The organism is Seonamhaeicola sp. (assembly GCF_028281565.1).
Lineage (GTDB): Bacteria > Bacteroidota > Bacteroidia > Flavobacteriales > Flavobacteriaceae > Seonamhaeicola.
In genome coordinates this window covers 20,331-43,000 of record NZ_JANQJQ010000020.1, presented here as the reverse complement: position 1 = coordinate 43,000, position 22,670 = coordinate 20,331, and the positions used below count along the sequence as shown (strand labels likewise).

General features: G+C 35.3%; 24 protein-coding genes. 10 read left to right on the top strand and 14 right to left on the bottom strand.

Features of this window, described 5'->3' with window-relative positions; genetic code table 11:
• Positions 1–87 precede the first annotated feature (87 nt).
• The 9 genes from Q0983_RS09955 to recR form a co-directional block, all read right to left on the bottom strand.
• Positions 88–1,341: a competence/damage-inducible protein A gene (locus Q0983_RS09955; protein ID WP_299552167.1), complete on the bottom strand. Its 1,254-nt coding sequence runs from the start codon at positions 1,339–1,341 to the stop codon at positions 88–90.
• The gene (locus Q0983_RS09950; RefSeq protein ID WP_299552164.1) at positions 1,341–1,682 is read right to left on the bottom strand and encodes an Hpt domain-containing protein; all 342 of its coding nucleotides are present in this window, start codon (positions 1,680–1,682) and stop codon (positions 1,341–1,343) included. Before Q0983_RS09950 ends, Q0983_RS09955 begins: the two co-directional genes overlap by 1 nt.
• The gene (locus Q0983_RS09945; RefSeq protein ID WP_299552161.1) at positions 1,682–2,293 is read right to left on the bottom strand and encodes a fumarylacetoacetate hydrolase family protein; all 612 of its coding nucleotides are present in this window, start codon (positions 2,291–2,293) and stop codon (positions 1,682–1,684) included. Before Q0983_RS09945 ends, Q0983_RS09950 begins: the two co-directional genes overlap by 1 nt.
• Before the next feature lie 92 nt (positions 2,294–2,385).
• Positions 2,386–3,162, bottom strand: a complete 777-nt coding sequence (locus Q0983_RS09940) for a 3'-5' exonuclease (RefSeq protein ID WP_299552158.1) — start codon at positions 3,160–3,162, stop codon at positions 2,386–2,388.
• 68 nt (positions 3,163–3,230) lie between these two features.
• A complete protein-coding gene (locus Q0983_RS09935) occupies positions 3,231–3,374 on the bottom strand; it encodes a hypothetical protein (protein WP_299552155.1) in 144 nt (47 codons plus the stop codon).
• Between the two features lie 9 nt (positions 3,375–3,383).
• Complete coding sequence (locus Q0983_RS09930) at positions 3,384–4,706, bottom strand: dihydrolipoamide acetyltransferase family protein (protein WP_299552152.1); 1,323 nt, start codon at positions 4,704–4,706, stop codon at positions 3,384–3,386.
• Positions 4,707–4,821: 115 nt separating this feature from the next.
• Positions 4,822–5,433, bottom strand: a complete 612-nt coding sequence (locus tag Q0983_RS09925) for an HAD family hydrolase (protein WP_299552148.1) — start codon at positions 5,431–5,433, stop codon at positions 4,822–4,824.
• A complete protein-coding gene (locus Q0983_RS09920) occupies positions 5,408–6,010 on the bottom strand; it encodes a phosphoribosyltransferase family protein (RefSeq protein WP_299552145.1) in 603 nt (200 codons plus the stop codon). Before Q0983_RS09920 ends, Q0983_RS09925 begins: the two co-directional genes overlap by 26 nt.
• A gap of 12 nt (positions 6,011–6,022) precedes the next feature.
• Entirely contained in the window at positions 6,023–6,640 is a 618-nt protein-coding gene (recR, locus tag Q0983_RS09915; protein WP_299552142.1) for a recombination mediator RecR, read from the bottom strand.
• A gap of 114 nt (positions 6,641–6,754) precedes the next feature.
• Between recR and Q0983_RS09910 the strand changes: the two genes are divergently transcribed.
• Entirely contained in the window at positions 6,755–8,212 is a 1,458-nt protein-coding gene (locus tag Q0983_RS09910) for a sodium:solute symporter (RefSeq protein WP_299552139.1), read from the top strand.
• On the opposite strand, the gene Q0983_RS09905 is transcribed toward Q0983_RS09910, so the two are convergent.
• Positions 8,189–8,551, bottom strand: coding sequence for a CoA-binding protein (locus tag Q0983_RS09905; protein WP_299552137.1), 363 nt, complete (start codon positions 8,549–8,551; stop codon positions 8,189–8,191). The genes Q0983_RS09910 and Q0983_RS09905 overlap by 24 nt on opposite strands.
• Positions 8,552–8,658: 107 nt before the next feature.
• Here Q0983_RS09905 and Q0983_RS09900 point away from each other — a divergent pair, with 107 nt between their 5' ends.
• Entirely contained in the window at positions 8,659–11,130 is a 2,472-nt protein-coding gene (locus Q0983_RS09900; protein ID WP_299552133.1) for a TonB-dependent receptor, read from the top strand.
• A 449-nt stretch (positions 11,131–11,579) separates the two neighbouring features.
• Here the strand turns inward: Q0983_RS09900 and Q0983_RS09895 are convergent, their stop codons facing one another.
• A complete protein-coding gene (locus Q0983_RS09895) occupies positions 11,580–12,587 on the bottom strand; it encodes a beta-ketoacyl-ACP synthase III (protein ID WP_299552130.1) in 1,008 nt (335 codons plus the stop codon).
• A 294-nt stretch (positions 12,588–12,881) separates the two neighbouring features.
• On the opposite strand from Q0983_RS09895, the gene htpG reads away from it, so the two are divergent.
• From htpG to Q0983_RS09860, 7 genes are all read left to right on the top strand, one after another.
• On the top strand, positions 12,882–14,795 hold the full coding sequence (gene htpG / locus Q0983_RS09890) for a molecular chaperone HtpG (RefSeq protein WP_299552127.1): 1,914 nt from the start codon (positions 12,882–12,884) through the stop codon (positions 14,793–14,795).
• Positions 14,796–14,978: 183 nt separating this feature from the next.
• Positions 14,979–15,563, top strand: coding sequence for a Crp/Fnr family transcriptional regulator (locus Q0983_RS09885; RefSeq protein WP_299552123.1), 585 nt, complete (start codon positions 14,979–14,981; stop codon positions 15,561–15,563).
• Positions 15,564–16,034: 471 nt separating this feature from the next.
• Entirely contained in the window at positions 16,035–16,412 is a 378-nt protein-coding gene (locus Q0983_RS09880; RefSeq protein ID WP_299552120.1) for a VOC family protein, read from the top strand.
• A gap of 57 nt (positions 16,413–16,469) precedes the next feature.
• Positions 16,470–17,162: a YafY family protein gene (locus Q0983_RS09875; RefSeq protein ID WP_299552117.1), complete on the top strand. Its 693-nt coding sequence runs from the start codon at positions 16,470–16,472 to the stop codon at positions 17,160–17,162.
• Between the two features lie 113 nt (positions 17,163–17,275).
• The gene (locus Q0983_RS09870; protein ID WP_299552114.1) at positions 17,276–17,914 is read left to right on the top strand and encodes an MOSC domain-containing protein; all 639 of its coding nucleotides are present in this window, start codon (positions 17,276–17,278) and stop codon (positions 17,912–17,914) included.
• An 83-nt stretch (positions 17,915–17,997) separates the two neighbouring features.
• A complete protein-coding gene (locus Q0983_RS09865; protein ID WP_299552111.1) occupies positions 17,998–19,716 on the top strand; it encodes an OmpA family protein in 1,719 nt (572 codons plus the stop codon).
• Between the two features lie 92 nt (positions 19,717–19,808).
• A complete protein-coding gene (locus tag Q0983_RS09860; protein WP_299552108.1) occupies positions 19,809–20,312 on the top strand; it encodes a cupin domain-containing protein in 504 nt (167 codons plus the stop codon).
• Between the two features lie 2 nt (positions 20,313–20,314).
• Here Q0983_RS09860 and Q0983_RS09855 read toward each other — a convergent pair whose 3' ends face one another.
• Both Q0983_RS09855 and Q0983_RS09850 read right to left on the bottom strand, forming a co-directional pair.
• Entirely contained in the window at positions 20,315–20,725 is a 411-nt protein-coding gene (locus tag Q0983_RS09855; protein ID WP_299552105.1) for a hypothetical protein, read from the bottom strand.
• Positions 20,718–21,293, bottom strand: a complete 576-nt coding sequence (locus tag Q0983_RS09850) for a sigma-70 family RNA polymerase sigma factor (RefSeq protein ID WP_299552102.1) — start codon at positions 21,291–21,293, stop codon at positions 20,718–20,720. The genes Q0983_RS09855 and Q0983_RS09850 overlap by 8 nt, the downstream gene beginning before the upstream one ends.
• A gap of 134 nt (positions 21,294–21,427) precedes the next feature.
• Here Q0983_RS09850 and Q0983_RS09845 point away from each other — a divergent pair, with 134 nt between their 5' ends.
• The gene (locus tag Q0983_RS09845) at positions 21,428–21,772 is read left to right on the top strand and encodes a DUF6249 domain-containing protein (RefSeq protein ID WP_299552099.1); all 345 of its coding nucleotides are present in this window, start codon (positions 21,428–21,430) and stop codon (positions 21,770–21,772) included.
• Positions 21,773–21,829: 57 nt separating this feature from the next.
• Here Q0983_RS09845 and Q0983_RS09840 read toward each other — a convergent pair whose 3' ends face one another.
• Entirely contained in the window at positions 21,830–22,498 is a 669-nt protein-coding gene (locus Q0983_RS09840; protein WP_299552096.1) for a M15 family metallopeptidase, read from the bottom strand.
• Between the last annotated feature and the right edge of the window lie 172 nt (positions 22,499–22,670).

Here is a 22,670-nt window from a genome sequence, read left to right as displayed (position 1 = left end):
TCTTGACATTATATATAACTTTAAATTTTTGTTGCTTAAAATCGAGGTGCAAATATACAAATTCTTTAGATTATGACAATCTAATTTTTATCTATTTTTAAAAATTTCTTTTAGCAACATTTCCAGGGCTTTATTAACGCCTCTGTTAATTACTTTAATGCGATGGTTCCCTAAAGCGAATTTTTCTGAATACACGCCATATTTACTGGCAATGGCAATGAAAACGGTACCAATTTCCGCTTCGGATTCTCCTTTGGTTGGCCCCGCATTTCCAGTGGTAGCTACTGCGAAATCCGATTTGAATAATTTTAAGGCGTTGCTTGCCATAGCCTCAGCTACCGGACCACTTACAACCGAATTCGTTTCGATGACTTCTTTAGGTACGCCCAAAACATTCATTTTTGATTCCGTTGAATAGGTTACTACGCCCCCATTGAAATAGGCTGATGCTCCGGAGTGTTTTGTGAATTGCTCTGCCAAATTACCTCCGGTACAACTTTCGGCTATTGCTAAGGTTTTTCCTATTTTAGTTAACTGCTTTGCTATAATAATTTCGGCTGAACCTTCTTCATCTTCAAAACCAAAAAACTCGTCTTTTATTAAGGGTAATACTTTATCAATTTCAGCATCTACTCTATTTTTAAGTTCAGCTTCATCAAACCCTTTGGTAGACAACCGCAAGCGCATTTTACCTAAATTGGGCAAATAGGCCAATTTCATATCCTCCGGCAAGGCATCTTCCCAGGGTTCTATCCTGGCTGCCAAAGCACTTTCTCCTAAACCGTAAATCAATAAGGTTTTATGAATTATAAACGGGCAATTATACTTTTCTTTTAACTTAGGTATCACCTTATTTTCCATTAGGGTGACCATTTCATAAGGTACACCGGGAAGCGAAATAAAGGTTTTATCATCCTTGTCAAACCACATACCCGGAGCCGTACCTAGTTTATTCATGAGTACCGTAGCTTTTGAAGGCACCAAAGCCTGGTCTCTATTTACCTGAAGTATTTTATCGCTTATATGCTTCCGCCAAAGATGTTCTATATTTTCTAAAACTTCCTGGTCTCTAACAATGTTGTCGTTAAAATATTCGGCAATGGTCTTTTTGGTAATATCATCTTTTGTAGGACCTAAACCACCAGTTAAAATAATGATATCGGCATTGGCTTCGGCTTCTCTTAAAGCTTTAAGAATGTGACTTCTATCATCCTGAACGGAGGTTACCTGGTAAATGGAAACCCCAATTTTATTAAGTTGTCTTGCTATAAACGCAGAATTGGTATCAATTACCTGTCCGATTAAAAGTTCATCTCCAATGGTAATTATTTCTGCCTGCATTACAAATTAAAATCAGTCTTTATTTCAACCAAAGCATTTTCAACAGCCTCTGCAACTATGGCTAACTGAGGTTTGATATCTTCTCCCGTTTTAGTAAACTTACCCCAGTCCTGTACCTCAATTAAAGTATCTAAAACCCCAAGTTCAAACAGGTCGACTGTTGGTTTCATCTTATGAGCAGCCTGATAGGTATTGTGATAATCTTCTTCAGCCACGGCTTTTTTCAAGCGCTCCAAATCGGGTGCCATTTCTTCTATAAAAGCTTCTGCTAACGTTGCAATAAAATCTTCATCGTTATCTGCTAACTCACGTACGCGAAATAATTTGTAATGTTGTTCCATTATTTAACTGTTATTGAAAACATCTCAGTGTTTTCTATGTAACCTTTTAATTTATCATTAGCATTTACCCTGCCAACTCCTGCCGGAGTTCCGGTAAATATAATATCTCCAATCTTTAATGTAAAATATTTTGAAACATATTCTATGATTTCATCAATTTTCCATAACATGTGGCTTGTATTTCCTTTTTGAACAATTTTATCGTTCTTTTTTAAGGAAAACTCAACGGCATTAACATCATTTACTTGTGCTTTTGGTATCCATTTACCCACCACTGCAGATCCATCAAAGGCTTTTGCTTTTTCCCAGGGCAACCCTTTAGCTTTTAATTTGCTTTGCAGGTCTCTGGCTGTAAAGTCTATTCCCAAGCCAATTTCATTGTAATATTTATGGGCGAATTTTTTATCGATATACTTACCTATTCTATTGATCTTCACCAAAACCTCCACTTCATAATGAATATCATCTGAGAAATCGGGAATAAAAAACGGTTGTTTTTTCAGCAATATGGCAGAATCGGGTTTTTGAAAAATCACCGGTTCCGATGGCCTTTCATTTTCCAGTTCTTCTATGTGTTCGGTATAATTACGACCAATACAGATTAATTTCATTTTCTTTCCTGATAAAAGAGCAAAGACCGTTTCACTACAAGAAACAAGACACAAAATTTAGTCTCCTCCTCTTTATTCTTAACCCTTAAAAATTAAAACAATTTATTATTAAAGCCTCTAAGCTTTATATTGGTTAGTACCTTTTTAGTATACAATGGGAAATCTGCATTTAATACCCAGCCAAAATAGCCCGGTTCATCAGCTAAAACATCTTCAACCTTTTTTCCTTTGTGCTTGCCGAATGAAAAACACTCTTCACCTTTTTTATTATATGCTATGAACCCTGCAAAATCTGCAAATTGTTTTCGGGAGCTGAACTCTGCTAAAAACTTGGTATTGTTCTCAATGGTGTCGTACTTTTCTATCTGCGCCTTTAAAACTTCATAAGTAGCTTTGGTGTCAGCTTCCGCACTGTGGGCATCCTCCAAATTTTTATCGCAATAAAACTTATAAGCAGCGCTTAAGGTACGCTGTTCCATTTTATGAAAAATAGTTTGTACATCGATTGCTAACCTGTTTTTCATATCGAAATCTATATCCGCCCGTAACATTTCTTCGGCCAACAAAGGAATATCAAATCGGTTCGAGTTAAACCCACCTAAATCTGAATCCTTTATCATATTATAGATATCCTTTGCCAACACTTTGAATATGGGTTTATCAGCCACATCCTCATCAGAAATACCATGGATAGCTGTAACTTCTTTTGGAATTGGTATTTCCGGATTCACCAACCAGGTTTTACTTTCTTCCTTTCCGTTAGGATGAATTTTAAGTATGGATATTTCTACTATTCTGTCTTTTGAAATATTGACCCCCGTAGTTTCAAGGTCGAAAAAACAAATAGGTTTCGTGAGATTAAGTTGCATGCAATTATTTTTTAAACATCAAATATACTAAATTGATAAGGGGAGTTAATGAAATGACATATCAGAATTTAAATTATAGCCATTACTATTACAAAGATGATATAAAAGAATAGAAGAATAAGCAAAATACCAACGGTATGATAAAGTGCAATCTCTCCTAATTCCCTAAAAAAGGACACTATTTTGTCAATAACAGATTTATCCTTATCCATTGATAAACATTAAATTTCTCTGTTAACATCCCAGGCCTCCAGGTAATCTTTAACAGCTTTAACAAACATACCTCCCAAAGCGCCGTTTACCACTCTGTGGTCATAGGAATGAGATAAGAACATCTTATAACGAATGCCAATAAAATCACCTTCATCAGTTTCAATAACTGCCGGTACTTTTCTGATGGCTCCCAAAGCCAGAATACCTACCTGCGGTTGATTGATTATAGGGGTTCCCATGATACTTCCAAAAGAGCCTACGTTAGTTACGGTATACGTTCCATCCTGGATATCGTCCGGTTTTAACTGGTTATTACGGGCTCTGGCCGCTAAATCGTTAACCTGTTTCGCCATACCAACCAAATTAAGCTGGTCCGCATTTTTAATGACCGGCACTATTAAATTGCCGTCGGCTAAGGCTGTAGCCATACCTAGGTTGATATTTTTCTTTTTAATGATAGAGTCGCCCTGAACAGAAATGTTAATCATGGGAAAATCACGAATAGCTTTGGCCACTACTTCCATGAAAATAGGCGTGAACGTTAATTTTTCACCTTCACGCTTTTGGAAATCATTCTTAACTTTATTACGCCAATTCCATATTTTGGTAACATCAGCTTCAATAAAACTCTGAACATGGGCCGATGTCTGAATGGATTCTGTCATATGATGGGCAATGAGTTTACCCATGCGTGTCATTTCTATAATTTCGTCTTCTCCACTTGGAATTACAGGCGGAGCTGTCACGACTTTTGGAGTGTCTTCAACTTTATGTTGAACTACAGGAGCCGTTTCTTCTTTAACTTCCTGAGGTTGTGGTTTGCTACCTCTGTTCTCAACATAATTTAAAATATCATTTTTGGTAACTCTGCCATCTTTTCCTGTGCCAGAAATAGCATCTAATTCCTGCTGGGAAATACCTTCTTGCTTTGCTATATTCTTAACCAGGGGAGAATAAAACCGATTGCCACCAGAAATAATGGGAGCCACTGTTTCTTTAGCAACAGCAACGGTTTCTTCTACTTGCTCAATGACCTTTTCTTCTACCTCAACCTGATTATTTTCCGGTTCTGTATTTGGTTCGTCATCTCCTTCAGTTTCAATAACTGCAATAACCTGTCCAACCTGAACTACGTCATCAACATTAAAAAACCTTTCAACCAAAACACCATCAACTTCACTAGGCACTTCGCTATCTACCTTATCTGTAGCAATTTCTACTATGGGTTCATCCAACTCAATAGTTTCTCCAACTTCCTTTAACCAGGATGTTATGGTTGCTTCCGCAACACTTTCTCCCATTTTAGGTAATTTAAGCTCAAATTTTGCCATATCAATAACGTAATTGTTCTTTTCTAATTTGCGTTTGCAAAATTAATGAAAAAACAGGGATTTTTATTAATTATTCACATTAATTTAATTAAGATGGCATCACTTCTTAAAAAAGCTATTTAAGTATCTCAAAAGCAATTTGATTGTACTTCAATTCGTCCAATAATTTTGAATCAGGAGCAACAATAATAGTTTTTCTGGATTGCTTCATTAGGGGTAAATCGTCAATATGGTCTGTAACCAAGACATCTATTTCTCTAATACCCTTACTCAGCAGATAAGACATAACATGCTTCTTTTTAACTTCTCTAAAATTTTCAAAATCTTCACTAAACATTTCAGGAAGTTGTGTTGCAAAACAAACGTCAAACTGTTCGTTTTTGGCAATAATATCCGCATAGCATATGGGTGCTGCGGTAGCTAAAATTTTTATATCAAAAAATGTATCTAATACGGGGATTCTATTTCTTTTGAAAGCCAAAGAGTCAACAAACTTTTCAAAATCAATATCCTCTCTTTTTGAAATTAATTTAAGTATGACATACTTCATTTTAGCATGGGAACTAACTTTCAGTATTCTAAAAAAAAGGATGAAACCAAAACGCAAAAGAAAAACTAGTTTGAACTTCTTTACACCATTAAGGAAAAGAAACTTTAAAAAGTAATGAAACGTGTTAATTGAAAACAACGTACCGTCTAAATCAACTACTAAAACTGTTTTTTTCAAAATCTTTTCCTTTATAATCTTTAGACCATGGAAATCTTACAAGAATATTTTTATAAAGGTAATAATCTGGTTTTATAATAGAAGCGTCGATAGTCCATGAAATAACAGCCGTTTCTATTTTTGCCTTTGGAAAAAGTTTACTCAAGCTGTTTTTCGTTATATACATGGCTTTGCCGGTATCAATGGCATCATCAACAATTAAGACATATTTTGGTTCTATTATACCGGAAGCAGTATTTAAATCTAATGATATATCAGATAAATCTTTTAAATTGATTTTGTTTATAGTTTTTTTTGCATTTTCAGATTCAAAAACCCTGATACTATTGGAAATTCTATAAGGTAAACGCTTTAAAATAGACTTGACAATGATGTTATTTTTAAATTTACTGTCTCTTTGCTGTTTTACAGAATTAAAGGCAACCCCATTTAAATCGTTATGACCTTTTATGGCATTAAGAATATAACCTCCGCCGTTGAGGACTCCAACAATCAAATCCGGTTGTGTTTCAATTTTAGAAACCAACTCAGCACACTTCAGCTTAAAATCCTTATGATTTAAGGTTACGACCTCCATTCAGATAAAATATTATAATTTTAAAGAGGTTTCAAACGGAATCCTGTTAACAATACTTCTTCCGAGAGTAATTTCATCTGCATATTCAAGTTCGTCGCCAACCGAAATTCCTCTGGCTATAGTTGAAGTAATGACATCACAATCCTGAATTTGCTTAAAAATATAAAAATTAGTAGTATCTCCTTCCATGGTGGAGCTTAAAGCAAAAATGAGTTCTTTTACTTTTCCTTCTTTCACCTTTTTCACCAAAGAATCAATGTTTAGATCATGTGGCCCAATACCATCCATAGGCGATATTTTTCCCCCTAAAACATGATACAAACCTTTAAAAGAACTGGTATTTTCAATAGCCATCACATCTCTGATATCTTCAACCACACAGACAATTTCGGTATTTCTATTATGGCTTGAGCAAATTTCGCAAAGGGTATCATCACTAATATTGTGGCAGGATTCACAAAACTTCACCTCATTGCGCATGTTCAGTAAAGCTTCCGATAATGCTAACGTTTGCTCCTTGGGCTGGCGCAACATATGTAACACCAAACGCAATGCGGTACGTTTACCAACTCCGGGTAATTGTGACATCTCATTTACAGCGCGCTCCAGCAATTTTGAAGAAAATTCCATAACTGCAAATTTACTATATAATATTAATTTGGCTGGTATAGTTTCAGCTTCTTTTTTAGCCGAGTTAGCTTCTAAAGCTTTTTATTTGTATTTTGAAAACCAAACAAAATCTATATGAGCGCCACTCAAATCCTTCTGCTTATTGCTGCCTACTTTGGTGTGCTTTTAGTCATATCATATTTTACAGGAAAGAACGATAATAACGATGATTTCTTTAAAGCGGGGAAACAATCGCCCTGGTATTTGGTGGCCTTTGGAATGGTAGGAGCGTCTCTCTCCGGTGTAACATTTATTTCTGTTCCGGGATGGATTGAAGGCTCGCAATTCAGCTATTTTCAAGTGGTTTTAGGCTATATGTTTGGCTACTTTATAGTAGCTTATATTTTATTACCTATTTATTATAAACTGAATGTGACATCTATCTATGAGTATTTACTGGAACGCTTTGGGGTTGTAAGCCATAAAACAGGCGCTTTTTTCTTTTTTATTTCCAGGGTTTTAGGTGCTGCATTCAGGCTATTTTTAGTGGCTATTGTGCTACAACAATTTGTTTTTAATGCATGGGATGTGCCGTTTGAAATCACTGTTGTTATCTCCATATTACTTATTTGGATCTACACCAATAAAGGGGGGATTAAAACGATTGTCTGGACTGATACACTTCAAACATTATTTATGATCTTAGCCGTTATACTTTCCATTTATTTTATCAATGAGAGTTTAGGTTGGAGCTTTGGTGAATTTCTGGCTTCAAATGAACTAAAAACCTACAGTAAAGTATTTGTTACGGATAGTTTTTTAGAGCGAAGCCATTTTGTCAAATCGTTCTTAGGCGGTATGTTTATTACAATTTGTATGACCGGTTTAGACCAGGATATGATGCAAAAGAATTTAACCTGTAAATCGTTAAAGGATGCACAGAAAAACATGGTATCATTTAGCATTGTACTTGTTTTTGTAACCTTATTATTTATGTTCTTAGGCGCGCTTCTTTTCATTTATGCCAATAAGCATAATATAGCCATTCCATTGATGGATGGTAAACCCAAAACCGATTTATTATTTCCCGAAATTGCACTAAACAGCGGCTTGGGGATCACTTTAGCCATAACTTTTATGCTTGGCTTGATCGCTGCCGCTTATAGTAGTGCGGACAGTGCCTTAACGTCACTAACCACCTCATTTTGTGTAGACTTTTTGAGCATTGACAAAAAACCAAAAGAGCAGCAAAAAAGTGTTAGAAAAAAGGCGCATGTTGGCATGAGTGTTTTACTGGTGATAGTCATCATCATTTTTAAATATGTACTTAACAGTAATGTTATTGATAGTTTATTAACCGTTGCCGGTTATACCTACGGGCCTTTACTTGGATTATTTGCTTTTGGGATATTTACAAATTATCAGGTTAAGGACAAATACGTTTGGATTGTAGCTTTATGTTCAGTAATTCTCATAACCATTATTGGAAATATTCCGCCTGATAAATTAGGTGGTTATGTATTAGGTTATGAGTTACTCCCCATTAATGGTCTACTGACCTTCATTGGCTTAATACTGATTCGTAGCAAGTAACACCAGAGTACAAGCAGCTTCAAAAAAAATGTTGTTCGCCTTTAATATGGCGAACAGTTCCGGGTTCTCCGTTCCGGGATTAAAAATGACACGTTTCGGGTTTAGAGATACGATATAATCATAATAGCTTTTTTGCTTTTTAGGGCTTAGATACAACGTAACGGTATGAATACCTTTATAAGGCACTAATTCGGTGTCAATTTTTACGCCCGATATAGTTCCGCTCTTTAATCCAAATGCCACCGTATCAACATGGTTAGCTACCAATCGTTGAATAGCATAATTGGAATATCTGTTAGGTTTTAATGAGGCTCCAAGCACTAGGGTCTTTTTGTTCATTTGTTAAAATGGTGTTAAGTTTTAAAAAATCAGTAACATATTACATTTTTAGGCGTCTTAATCATAACTAAAACAGAAAAATCAATCAAAAAACAATCGAGAACAAAATGAAAAAACTTTTCTTTTTGTGCATTCTTTTATGTACTACAATTTCACAAGCAACCAATACTGATCCTGAAAATGCCGACGCCAAAGGTACCATATTCGGTAAGGTATTGGACGCTAAACTAAACCAGCCCTTACCATACGTAAATGTTGTTATTACAAATGCTAAAGGCGAAACACTAACCGGAGGTATTACTTCGGATGATGGTTCCTTCAAAATTGCCAAAATTTCAGAAGGCAATATAACTGTTAATATTCAATATATAGGATATAAAACTTACACCAAAAATATTACCATTGGCAAAGGCAGCTACAGAGTTAATCTAGGAAATATTTTATTAGAAGAAGAGGCCGAAAGCCTGGAGGCCGTTACCGTCGTTGCCGAAGTCTCCACCATACAGCAAAAGGTTGACCGAAAAGTAGTTAATGTTGGTAAAGATTTGGCAAATATGGGTACAGCAACAGATATTATGACGGCTGTACCGTCAATAAATGTGGATGCTCAGACCGGAGACATAAGCTTGCGAGGAAACCAAAACGTTACTGTGATGGTTGATGGAAAATTATCAAACATTCCAACAGCACAATTATTAAGGCAATTACCGTCAACATCCATAAAACAAATAGAATTGATAACTAATCCTTCAGCTAAATACAATCCTGAAGGTATGAGTGGACTTATAAATATCATTCTTCATAAAAACACCAATATTGGATTTAATGGTGGTTTAAGTACCGGCTTGCAATACCAAAGGGAAGCCAAATTCAATAGCTCTTTAAACATGAACTACCGCAACGGAAAGGTAAACGTATACGGAAGTTATGGGAATAACATCAGAAAAGGTGTGAATTTTGGTGAGATAAAACAAATTGAGAATAATTCCTTTCAAGCGATAGACCTGCGCAATAACAACAAGTCTCACCTATATAAAATTGGTATTGACTTTTATTTAAATGATAAAAACACGATCTCATTTTTCACAAACCAAAATACATTTGATGGAAAAAATGATGCCACCTCAGAGTTTATTTTTAATGATTTAATGGGAAATGATCAAAAGCAAGTGACTAACTCATTTAGTGAAAATAGTTCGTCTCAATACAACTTCAACTACAAACTGGATTTTAATAAAAGCGGACAACACCTGGAGTTGGAGGTTGATCATAATGATTTTGATAATACAACAGATACGGATAACGGTCAGATTGGGAACAGTTTGAGGCCCGACTTTATAGAGCTTACTGAAACAGATAGAAACAGAACCACTATAAATCTTGATTACGTTGACCCATTGTCTGAAAATGCAAAGTTAGAATTAGGTCTGCAAGCCAGGCTATTTGACAATAACATCTTTTATGAGTCTGATGCCAGGGTTAGAAATGAAAACGGCGATTATATTCCAACAACCACAGACTACGACTATAAGAGGGATATCTATTCGGCTTATATAAACTATAATAAAAAAATAGATAAATGGTCTTATCAGGTAGGTTTAAGAGCCGAAAATGTGACGGTAGATGCTGTTGCATCTGAAGTAGATCTGTCTTCAAACGAAACATTACTAATTCCATTTGAAAATGAATACTTCCAGGTATACCCGTCTGTATTTTTGACATATGCACCCTCTGAAAAGCATTCCTATCAATTAAGCTACAGTAGAAGAATTGACAGACCAAGTGTGGGGCAGGTTAACCCAATCCCTGAATGGAATACACCTTTGGTATCAAACTTTGGTAATCAGTCACTTGAACCACAATTCACAAACTCCATAGAGTTTAACTACACAAAAAATCTTAAAAGCGGTAGTATAACCGGAGGGGTGTTTTACAGGATCATTGAAGATGAAATAAACAGAGCGGTGAAGGTAGACAGATCTGATCTGCAATCTAACAGAATAATTTTAACCTTTGATAATTTTAGTAATACCACGGCTTATGGTTTCGAACTTTCAAGTAATTACAGGCCCACAAAATGGTGGAGTTTAAATGCCAGTTTTGACCTTTATTCTCAAACGCAAAAAGGCATTGCCGAAAGTATCGATCCTACGTTATCAAATCCAACCGAAAATGACATCATTGAAGAAACGGTGACGGTTGAAAATACCATATGGAACTTTAGAGTCTTTAATAACTTAAGAGTAAGCAAAAAATTAACATTTACAGCCTTTGGTATGTACAGAGGAAAAAATACCGGATTAAATTTTGAAGTGGATCCTATGTACTTTGTTAACCTGGGTATGAGATATTCCTTCCTGGATAACAAAGCCACCTTCGGATTAAGTTTTAACGATGTATTTAATACACAAAGGATTGCTATAGTTAGTGAAAGACCCTATCTGCAGACAGCCAATTTTTCTCCTGAATTCAGGACCTTTTCTGTAAACTTCAATTACAGGTTTGGTAAAAGCAAATACAGAGCAAAATCCAGAAAACGCCGGGATAATGATGAGAAGCAAGTTCAGGGCGGATTATAATAAATTTAGTAACCTGCATAATAGTTGATGGTTAGTGTTAAGCAAGGTTATTAGATAAGAAACCCCAGAGTTTTACAACTCTGGGGTTTTGCTTTCAAAAAAAAATTAAAAAAATTTTAATCCTCACACAATAAGCACCATAACTTTACGTTAAACGTAATATACAATCTAGCCAATAACGAAGAATAATTATTTAGAGTTAGTCGTCTTTCACATTAAATTTCGTAATCAGGATTAGTATATTTTCACTATAAAACTCGGAACATTAAGTTTCGAGTTTTTCTTATAGATTGTTAAAAAAAGTTAAATAACAGTACAGTGTGCAATAAATTTAACCTTTGCACGTCTAATAATTAAGATTCTTCACATTAGTGTTAGTTGGAGTTGATTAATAGCTGAAAAACCCAAAACTTAAAGTTTTGGGTTTTTATTTTTCATATATAGTTATTTTACCAATTGATAATAACACTTCCCCAGGTAAAACCACTCCCAAAGGCCGCTAATACTACCTTATCACCTTCTTTTATTTTGCCTTCTTCCCAAGCTTCGGTCAGGGCTATAACTACTGAAGCTGCCGTAGTATTACCATACTTTTGAATATTATTATACACCTGATCGTCTCTTAAACCAAATTTCCTTTGAATAAACTGTGAAATCCTCAAATTGGCTTGATGTGGTATTAGCATATCAATATCTTCCTTTTGCAAATTATTGGTCTGTAACCCTTCAATAATAGCTTCACTAAAACGCACCACAGCATGCTTAAACACAAACTGCCCGTTCATATAAGGATAGTAAGAGGTGTCATCAGGGTCGTTAGCCTCTAAAATTTCAGGCACCCAATGCTTAATACTTGGCCCTAGAACGGTTAACTCTTCGGCATACTTACCTTCCGAATGCAAATGGGATGATAAAACCCCTTTTGTATTATCTTCCGTTCTGCTTAAAACGGCCGCTCCCGCCCCATCACCAAAAATAACGGTTACATTTCTACCCCTGTCAGATTTTTCCAATCCCCCGGAATGGTATTCGGAACCAACAACCAACACATTCTTGTACATACCTGTTTTAATAAATTGGTCGGCTACGGCCACGGCATACACAAAACCGGTACATTGGTTTCTAATATCCAGAGCTCCAACGGTAGGCATTTCCAGCATATCCTGAATTTGAACACCACAACCTGGAAAATAATAGTCCGGACTCAAAGTTGCAAATACAATAAAATCTATATCGTCCTTAGTTAAACCGGCTCGTTCTATAGCTATTCTGGATGCTTTAGCCCCCATAACCGCAGATGTATCTTCACTTCCCTCTTTAATCCAGCGCCGTTCCTTTATCCCTGTTCGTTCCTGAATCCATTCATCATTTGTATCCATCATTGTTGACAGATCATCGTTGGTCACTACCTGATCCGGCAAATACTTTCCAAGGCCTGTTATTCTAGAATTATACATTATAAATCTTTTTTATCATTCCCTTGTAGAAGGGAAACTTTAATTTAAGAAATACAAATTACAATAACTCCTTTTAAAACCCAAATAACAAATTCCAAAAACAAGCATCAAATTCCAAGCACCAAAAACAAAATTCCAAATCGAAAAAGTTTGATTCTACAATTGAGATTTGGAAATTGGTCTTTAGATTTTGCTTTTTTGACAAAAAGCAGTCAGTTTGTCACTTTTTAAGACTTGGTATTTTTTTTGTCTAATACAGAAACGTAATAATAAATTGATAAAAACAGATATATCATGACAAAAGGAAATATTAATGTTTCGGTAGAGAATATCTTTCCTCTCATTAAAAAATTCTTATACAGTGACCACGAGATCTTTTTACGTGAGTTGATCAGTAATGCCACCGATGCTACTTTAAAGCTTAAACACCTGACAAACATTGGTGAAGCTAAAGTTGAATATGGTAACCCACAAATTGAAATTAAAATAGATAAAGATGCCAAAAAGCTTCATATTATAGACCAGGGCTTAGGTATGACAGCTGAGGAGGTTGAAAAATACATCAATGAAGTGGCTTTCTCTGGTGCTGAAGAGTTCCTGGACAAATACAAGGATGCTGCAAAAGATTCTGGTATCATCGGACACTTCGGTTTAGGGTTCTATTCAGCATTTATGGTAGCTGATAAAGTAGAGATCATCACCAAATCTTATAAAGACGAACCTGCTGCTCACTGGACTTGTGACGGATCACCCGAGTTTACTCTGGAAGCACATGATAAAACCGAAAGAGGAACTGAGATCATTCTTCATATTTCCGAAGACGAAGAAGAATTCCTGGAAGACGGAAGAATCAGAGAATTGTTAACCAAGTACAACAAGTTCATGCCCGTACCAATTAAATTTGGAACCAAGGAAATCAACGATCCGGAACACGAACCACAAACCATTACCGATAAAGACGGCAAAGAAACTAAAGAGCCTCACAGACAAATTACGGTTGATGACATTATCAATAACCCGGATCCGGCATGGACAAAACAGCCTTCTGACCTAAAAGATGAAGATTACAGCAACTTCTATCGTGAGTTGTATCCCATGCAGTTTGAGGAGCCGTTGTTCAACATCCACTTAAATGTGGATTATCCGTTCAACTTAACGGGAATTTTATACTTCCCAAAAATGACGAATGATCTGAACATTCAAAAAGATAGAATTCAATTATATCAAAACCAGGTGTTTGTAACCGATAATGTTGAAGGGATTGTGCCGGAATTCTTAACTATGTTGCGTGGTGTGATTGATTCACCGGATATTCCGTTAAACGTGTCACGTTCTTATTTACAGGCGGATGGTGCGGTTAAAAAGATATCATCTTATATCACCAGAAAGGTAGCTGACAAGTTAAAGTCCTTATTCAACAATAACCGTGAAGATTTTGAAGCCAAATGGAACGACATTAAAGTGGTGATTGAATACGGCATGCTATCTGAAGAAAAATTCTTTGAAAAAGCTGATGCCTTTGCCTTATACCCAACAGTGGATGGTACCTACTACACTTACGAAGAGTTATACAATAAGATCAAGGCCAACCAAACCGATAAAGATGACAAATTAGTAATTCTTTATGCCGCTGATAAAGATGAGCAACACAGCTACATTGAAGCCGCTAAAGCTAAAGGTTATGAGGTGTTATTGTTAGATTCTCCCATTGTTTCGCACTTAATCCAAAAGTTGGAAACCACTAAGGAAAAAGTATCGTTTGCACGTGTTGATGGCGATCATATTGATAATTTGATCAAGAAGGAGGATGCCACTATTTCTAAATTAGATGAGGACCAAAAGAAGTCTTTAGATGAGCTACTGAAAGAAGTGATTCCTTCTGAAAAATTTATGGTGCAGTTAGAAGCTATGGATAGTGAAGCCTCTCCGTTCATCATCACACAGCCGGAGTTCATGCGTAGAATGAAAGAAATGCAAGCTACTGGTGGTGGCGGTGGTATGTTTGGTATGGGTAACATGCCGGAGATGTACAACCTAGTGGTAAATACCAACCATGAATTGGTAAGTGAAATTCTAAATACCAAAACCCGCAAAAAACAAGAGCGTTTGATTAACCAAAGTTTAGATCTGGCGCGTTTGTCTCAAGGCCTGTTAAAAGGCGAAGAGCTTACTAACTTTATCAAGCGCAGCTATGATATGATTAAATAGATTTTGTCATGCTGAACTCGTTTCAGCATCTCATCATGTCATCATATATATCTAAAACCACCTTGTTAAAGCAAGGTGGTTTTTTGTAGTATTCCGGTTAACTAATTTTTAATGGAAATATCGGTTAGAATATGTACTTCTGAATAATTTTATGTAATTTAAGAAGACTAAATCAGCTTTAAAGTGAACCTGGATAATTCCATAAGTAAAGAAATTTTTAAAGACCTTTCTTTTTCAAAAGAGGAAATTGGAATTATTAACTCGGTTTTTTTTGTAGAAACTTATAAAAAAGGGACTCAATTACTTAAAGCTGGTGATAATGTTGACAGACAATATTACATTTTGGAAGGTTGTTTAAGGTCTTATTATATAGACGCTCAGGGGAGAGACTACACGGTTCAGTTTGGTATTAAAGATTGGTGGATGAGTGATTACACTGCTTTCTTTTCCGACTCAAAAGCCATTATGAATATTGAGGTGCTTCAAAATGCCACAGTGTATAGGATCTTAGATGAGCATAAAGAATATTTATATGACCGCATCCCAAAAATAGAATCCTTTTTCAGAAAAAAATTAGAAAGGGCGTTTGCCGCTTTTCAAAAAAGGATCTTATCAGAACTATCCTTGACTGCTTCCGAACGTTATATCAATTTTGTTAAATCCTACCCAAATATTGAGAAATCTATTAGGAATTATCATGTAGCTTCTTACTTAGGAATTGCCACGGAAAGCTTGAGCAGAATAAGAAAAGAACTTTCCAATAATTAAAGAATTTCTGTTTTTTTTCGAAAAAGTTAAAACGAAACGGGCAAATACCCTTATGGCAAAGCCTTCGTGGTAATTCGTTTCAAGAAATTCTTTAACTAGATTCCCGTTTTTACGGGAATGACAATTTCAACGGATGCCTCGACGATAGGCGTCGAGGAGTTCTTTTCGATTAAATTTATTAACATGCATCAATTTTTTTAAAGAACATCCAACATACCTTTGTCATCTCTTCAAGATAATATTGTAAATCTTGCGGATTAATAGCTAACAAAAGCGTATGCCAACCATACGCTTTTATTTTTTAAGCCCCCCTATTATCCCACTAAAGCAGGAATCCGAAATGCCAAAACTACTTTTCTAATCCAAGGTGGCTTTTTATTAAAAATTTCAAATAAAAAAACACCCCTGACATCATCCGTCACAAACACACATAACTTTGCATATAAGTTTAACATCAAAATCAAATTAAAAATGAAACATGCAATTAACTGGTTTGAAATTCCCGTAACAGATTACGAAAGAGCCAAACAATTTTACACCACAGTAATGGATTCTGAAATCACTGATTATCACATGCCTGAGCAAAATATGAAATACGGCATGTTTGCTCATGACAAAGATAATAATGGCGTGGGCGGTGGCCTTATTGAAGGCGAAGGGCAAACACCCACTTCGAATGGCCCTACACTTTATTTAAACGGTGGTGAAGACCTTAGCGTACCACTGGGAAAAGTAGAAAATGCCGGTGGTAAAGTGATCATGCCAAAAACAGATATTGGTGAAAACGGCTTTATGGCACAGTTCTTAGACACTGAAGGCAACCGTATCGCTTTACATTCTTTTATGTAATACATCAATCAAAAAACAAGATAGTGAGTTGCATAGCGGTTCACTATCTTTGCTATCATGTCGCAACTATCCAGACTCATATCCATTCTTACCCTGTTAAAATCCAAACGCCTTTTAACAGCCGGTGAACTTTCTAAAAAATATGATGTCAGTATCAGAACCATTTACCGGGACATAAGGAAATTAGAGGAAGCCGGTGTTCCTGTGACCACAATTGAAGGCCGTGGTTACAGTTTGATGGATCACTATACTGTGGCACCGGTTCAGTTCACCGAAAAGCAAGCTAATGCCTTAATAACAGCTCAACATATAGTAAACCAATCTAAGGATGTGTCGTTTGTCACAGATTTTAATGAAGCATTAGTTAAAATCAAGTCGGTTTTTAAAAGTTCGGTCCAGGAAAAGAGTGAGCTTCTAAATGATAAGATCCATGTTTTTAATTGGGAATATGAGGAGTTCTCAAGTGATGCTTTATCAGAAATTCAACTGGCTATCACAAATTTTAATTATATAGAGATCAACTACAAAAAACCTGATGACCCCAATATTACTTTCAGGAAGATTGAACCCTACGCCTTCTATTCTACCAACAATAAATGGATCTTAATTGCCTGGTGTTATTTACGGAATGATTATCGTGCCTTTAGAATTGACAGGATCCAACATTTTAAGATCTTAAATGAAACATTCCAAAACAGGGGCTTCAATCTGCAAGCATATTTTAGTGAATGTCCGTATGAAGATAAGTAAGGTTTTATGTATTTTTAATGCATGACATGAGTGTAGTTCAAATACTTCAATACAAACTTTAAGTGATTAACACACGAATGGCATTTGACCTCTAAAACAATAAAACTTAACAGATGAAAATAACCTCCACTAACATTGCAAAACCAACTACCTTTATCTGGAATGGTAAAGAAGTTACCACAGGTATTTATAAAACACCTACCAACAAACCTGTTTATTTAGGGAAAAACTTCGTAAAAGGTGATGAGGTGTCTGATAAAAAAGTACATGGTGGTGAATTTAAAGCGTGCTACCTGTTTTCTGAAAATCAATATGGTCATTGGAAAACCCTTTACCCGAATTTAGACTGGAATTGGGGTATGTTTGGAGAAAATTTAACGGTTTCCGGATTGTATGAAGATGCAATATCTATAGGGGACATCTATAAAGTGGGTAATGCTTTAGTACAGGTAACCCAGCCACGCGAGCCTTGTTTTAAGTTTGGTTTTAAATTTGGTTCTCAAAACGCCTTAAAACAATTTATTGACCATGGGTACCCGGGAACTTATGTTCGTGTTTTAGAAGAGGGTCTTGTGCAAACCGGTGATGCATTTAAGCTTATTGAACGCACTGAAAACAGTATAACCACGGCCCAACTTTTTAATTTATTATTTGCAAAAGACAAAGACAAAAACCTTATTGAATTGGCTATAACCAATGAGGCTTTACCACAAAGAAAAAGAGAAAAACTAAAAGCTTTTTTGAATAATTAATGTAAGTTTATTTTTTCAATATCTTAATGGCATAAAAATTGTTATTTTAACTTAAATTAATTTTTTCAGCTAAATAATCCCTCATGAAAACGCTTCTTCTACCCTTCTCTTTTTTAATGGTGTGTTTTTTCAGTACAACCATTTCGGCACAATGCTCAGATATTTACTTTTACAGAACAAACGGGTTTCAAAACAAAAAACCTGTTATGCTGTATAGCAATGAAAAAAAATTAGCAACCATAAACGCAGGAGAAAAATATGTGGCTACAGTATGTTCTGAAGATGCATTAGAATTTGTGGTTAGAACCAGTGAAAATGATATGGTTCCAAGTAGAGTTACATTAGATCCAAAAAATGCGGCAACCTACTATTTAAAAATTTCATGTGCAGTTGGTGTAGAAATAGCCTCCATAAAGATGCAGGCTCCCGGTAAGGGAAAAAAAGACATTGATAATGGGAAAAAGTTTATTAAGCCTCTTAAAAAATTATCCGTTCAAAACGAAACGGTTTCTCAAAATAAGAATGCCATTATTCCCGCTAATAACAACCAAACATTTGAAGCCACACAAACTGTTGATAATTTTAAATTTGAAATCACTAATGTCACTAAAGCCGGAGAACAATTAACTATAGACTATAAAATCACTAATCTGCATAGTGATGATAGACGATTTGAAACCTGTGCCAATATGATTTACTTTTATGATGACCTCGGTAATTTAAATTTTGCCAACAAAGCATGTGTGGCTAACTCGTGCTCCGGTATGCCTTCCTGGATTAAATCACCACAAGTTTCCGAAAAATATGCCTGCCATAGTCGAGTAAATTCCAATGCTATTTTACCTTCGGGGATTCCTTTAAAAGCAAGTATTACTATACCAAACATTAAAAAGTCTGCAACAAAATTTATAAAAGGGTCCTTATGGTTTAAGTCTGAAACGGCCTATAAAATGGATTTTTATAACTTAAAATTCCCTGAAATAGTTGATGCTGATAATCCGAACAAAATGAATTTTGGTAATCAATCTATTGAATTGATACATGCTGTTAATGATAGTAGTACTACCTATATTCATTTTAAACACTCAAATGCTGGTGTGGAACCCTATAATTTAAAAATCAAAAAAGGCGTTGCATATGACGATCAGGGAAATCAATATACCTTAAATGCCATATCTTTTTTTTCAAAAAACAAAAGAATTGAAAATCGCGGCTATTTCAGAGGCTGGGACCTAACAACCAACCCAAATAACCCTGCGAATATTTTTGCTTTTATTGATAACATGTCCGCTCAAGCAACTCAAATCAAACGCATTACTTTAAGTTTCGAAGGATTTAGTTTGTCATGGGACAATATAGATATTGTTGGGGCTACCGGTAAAAAAAATGAACCTCAGAGTTCTGAATATATTCAATACAGTGAATTTGAACAGAAAGTTAGAAACAAACACAACGTGTTAGGCACTAAGGTCATACTGAAAAAAATTCACTTTTCTTCCGGAAGTGCTATTATTTTAAAAGATTCCCATGCACAGTTGAATCAATTAGGGGATTTATTAAAGCTCAATCCCAACTTAAAAGTTGAGGTGTCCGGCCATACGGATAATGTGGGTGATGATGTATCCAATATGGTGCTCTCACAAAAAAGAGCGGATGCTATAAAATATTATTTAATTGGAAGATCTGTGTTACCAAACCGAATAATAAGTATTGGTAAAGGTAAAAACGAACCCATAAAGGATAATACTAGCGCCCAGGGCAGACAGGAAAACAGAAGGGTAGAAATCATGGTTATTGAATAATTCTTTTTGCTTTACACTGAAAACTAATACATGTTTACCAGTTTGATATTCTTTGTTTTTTTTAGCTTTAACCAAAATAATTTTCATGCATAATGAATCACATTCAAGACATTATAACCAAGTTAGAATTATTGCCACATCCTGAAGGCGGCTACTACAAAGAAACCTACCGAAGTGAAGGCTTCATTAGTGAGTATGATCTAGACGATGCTATTGAAGGAAAACGGAATTATTCCACAGCAATATATTTTCTTTTAACCTCCAATACCTTTTCGGCTTTCCATAGAATTAAACAAGACGAAATGTGGCATTTCTACAAGGGGTCCCCTTTAAAACTTCATATTATTTCAGACAGCGGCGAATATTCCAGTGTTATTATTGGTAATGCTATAGAAAAAGGCGAAGTACCCCAATTTACCGTTAGTGCCAGAGATTGGTTTGCTTCCGAAGTTACTGAAAACGGTGACTACACTTTAGTTGGATGTACCGTGTCTCCGGGTTTTGATTTTAGGGATTTTGAAATGCCTGAAAGGGACTTTTTAATTTCCAAGTTTCCGCAACATTCGGAAATCATTACAAAACTTACCAGGGTTTAATACTACTCGTATTGCTTGTTAAAATGGCTTTTCAAAAACGGGATTTGAATACTAAACATAAGTCCAAAAAGCACTACGGCATAAACAACCGTTTTAGATACCGGGAAGTTAGACACCGTATCAAACAATTTGTTTTCATATAAAACGCTAAAATCCAAGGCATTTAAAAAAGAAGAAGAACCGGTTGGATTACTTGTAAATAGGATATAAGCCACTAACACCAAAGACATCATGAGAATTAGTAGCCAGCCCCATTTTGTAATTAGTGGTTTATAGGTTGTAGTTGCTGATTTTAGCTCAGCTATTTGAGACATGACAGATGATGTAAAACCTACTGACGGACTTTCAACTGTGGTTTGATTAATGACTTTCTTAGTTAGGTCGTCTAAATATTTGTCTGTTTGATTATCCATAATGTTCAATAATTTCCGGTTCCAAATGACTCTTTAAAATTTTAGCGAGTTTTTTTCTACTCCTGAATAGTTTCACCTTAACATTATTAGGCGTTAAACCCATTGTTTTTGATATCTCTTCCAAAGACTGCTCTTCAAAGTAATATAAAGTTAATAAAAAACTATCATCACCCGGTAACAAATTAATACAGCGTTGTATGGCTTGTTCCCGTTCTTTATTTTCTAAAGTATCTAAAGCATTGTTAATTGTTTTTACCTGGTGTTGTGTAAATTCATCAATAGTAACATTGTTCAAATACTTTTTATTTTTTTTCAGTCGATCTAAACTTGTGTTATAAGCGACTTTATAAACCCAGGTTGAAAATTTGGAATCACCTTTAAACCGGTTTAACGATTTATAGACCTTTATAAAGGTATCCTGTGCCACTTCTTCGGCTTCCTCCCTATTCTTTAACATTCTCAACGCTAACGTATATACCATATCCTTATACCGATTGACCAATACGGCAAAAGCATTGGTATCGCCATTTAATACAAGGTTGATATCGTGTTGATCGTTAGTGGTCATTTTTATGGTAAGACGACACGAAATCCGTTTAGGTTACATGCAGAAAAAAAAATTCATAAAAGTGTAACCTAATTTCAAAACCTATCGTCCTAAGGATAAACACATTAAAATTAATCAATAAAAAACAAACAATTATGGAAGCAGTTATTGTATTTATAATCTTCGGAACAATCTTCGGAATGGTGTACTTATATTTCTCAACAAGAAACAAGGAACGTTTGGCACTGATTGAAAAAGGTGCTGATGCCAGTATTTTTGTAAAAGGAAAGCGAGAACACACGGCACCAATTTGGAAAGTCCTTATATTAAACTTGGCCCTGTTATTAATTGGTATTGGATTAGGCACTTTTATAGCTTCTATTCTCGAAAATTACACCACACTTGAAGAAGGCCCTCTATACGTCGGAACCATTTTCCTTATGGCAGGTTTAGGATTATTTGTCGGATTTAATATGACTAAAAACCTGGATAAAGAATAACAATCTTAATCAATCAAAAAACGCTGAAACCTGCTTTTCTTTATAGTGAAGCAGGTTTTATTTTATAGGGAAATCAAAATAGGTCTCCGGAAAAGGCTCCTCTTTAAGCGTGAAATGCCACCATTCTTTTGGGTAATTATTAAACCCGTATTTTGCCATAATGTCCTGTAAAAGCTGCCTGTTGGCTTTTTGCTCATCAGTGATGCCGTTGTAATTCACCCAGGATTGCATGCCAAAAAAATCATAAACGCTACCCATATCAATGGGCTGTCCTGAATTGGCATCAATTATAGTTAAATCAACAGTACTACCCCTACTATGTCCGGATCTGGCGGCAATGTATTCTTCTTTAAAAAGGTCTTCCTTTTTTACATCCGGATAAAATGTTGATTTATTAATAGTATCATTTAAGTTTTTTGCCCAACGCATAAAATGATTTACAGCGGTTTGCGGCCTATACCCGTCAAAAACTTTTAAACATAGATTTTTGCTCTGTAAATCCTCCTGGACTAATTTTAAGGCTTTTGCAGTTGGTCCGGTTAAAATGAGTTTATTGACATTATAACCATCAATACGCTTCCCAACAAAATTATTTTCGGTATAATATCTTAGTTCTATTTCTAAGTCCGGAATAATCTCATTTACGTAAACAAACCCTTCCGGTAATTGTCCAAAAGAAGAAACACAAAACAGGAATAAACAAAGTCTTATTATTACTTTAATCATAGCGCTAATTTAGATAAAATAATCCTTGAGAAAATATTAAGTACAAAAAAACCGAGTTCCCTCAAACTCGGTTCCTTTTCAATTTGCTTTTTTATTACGAAGTAGATTTAGGGTCTCTATATCAACAACATAATGCAAATATTAATTAATTAATCCATTGAACTAAAAAGTG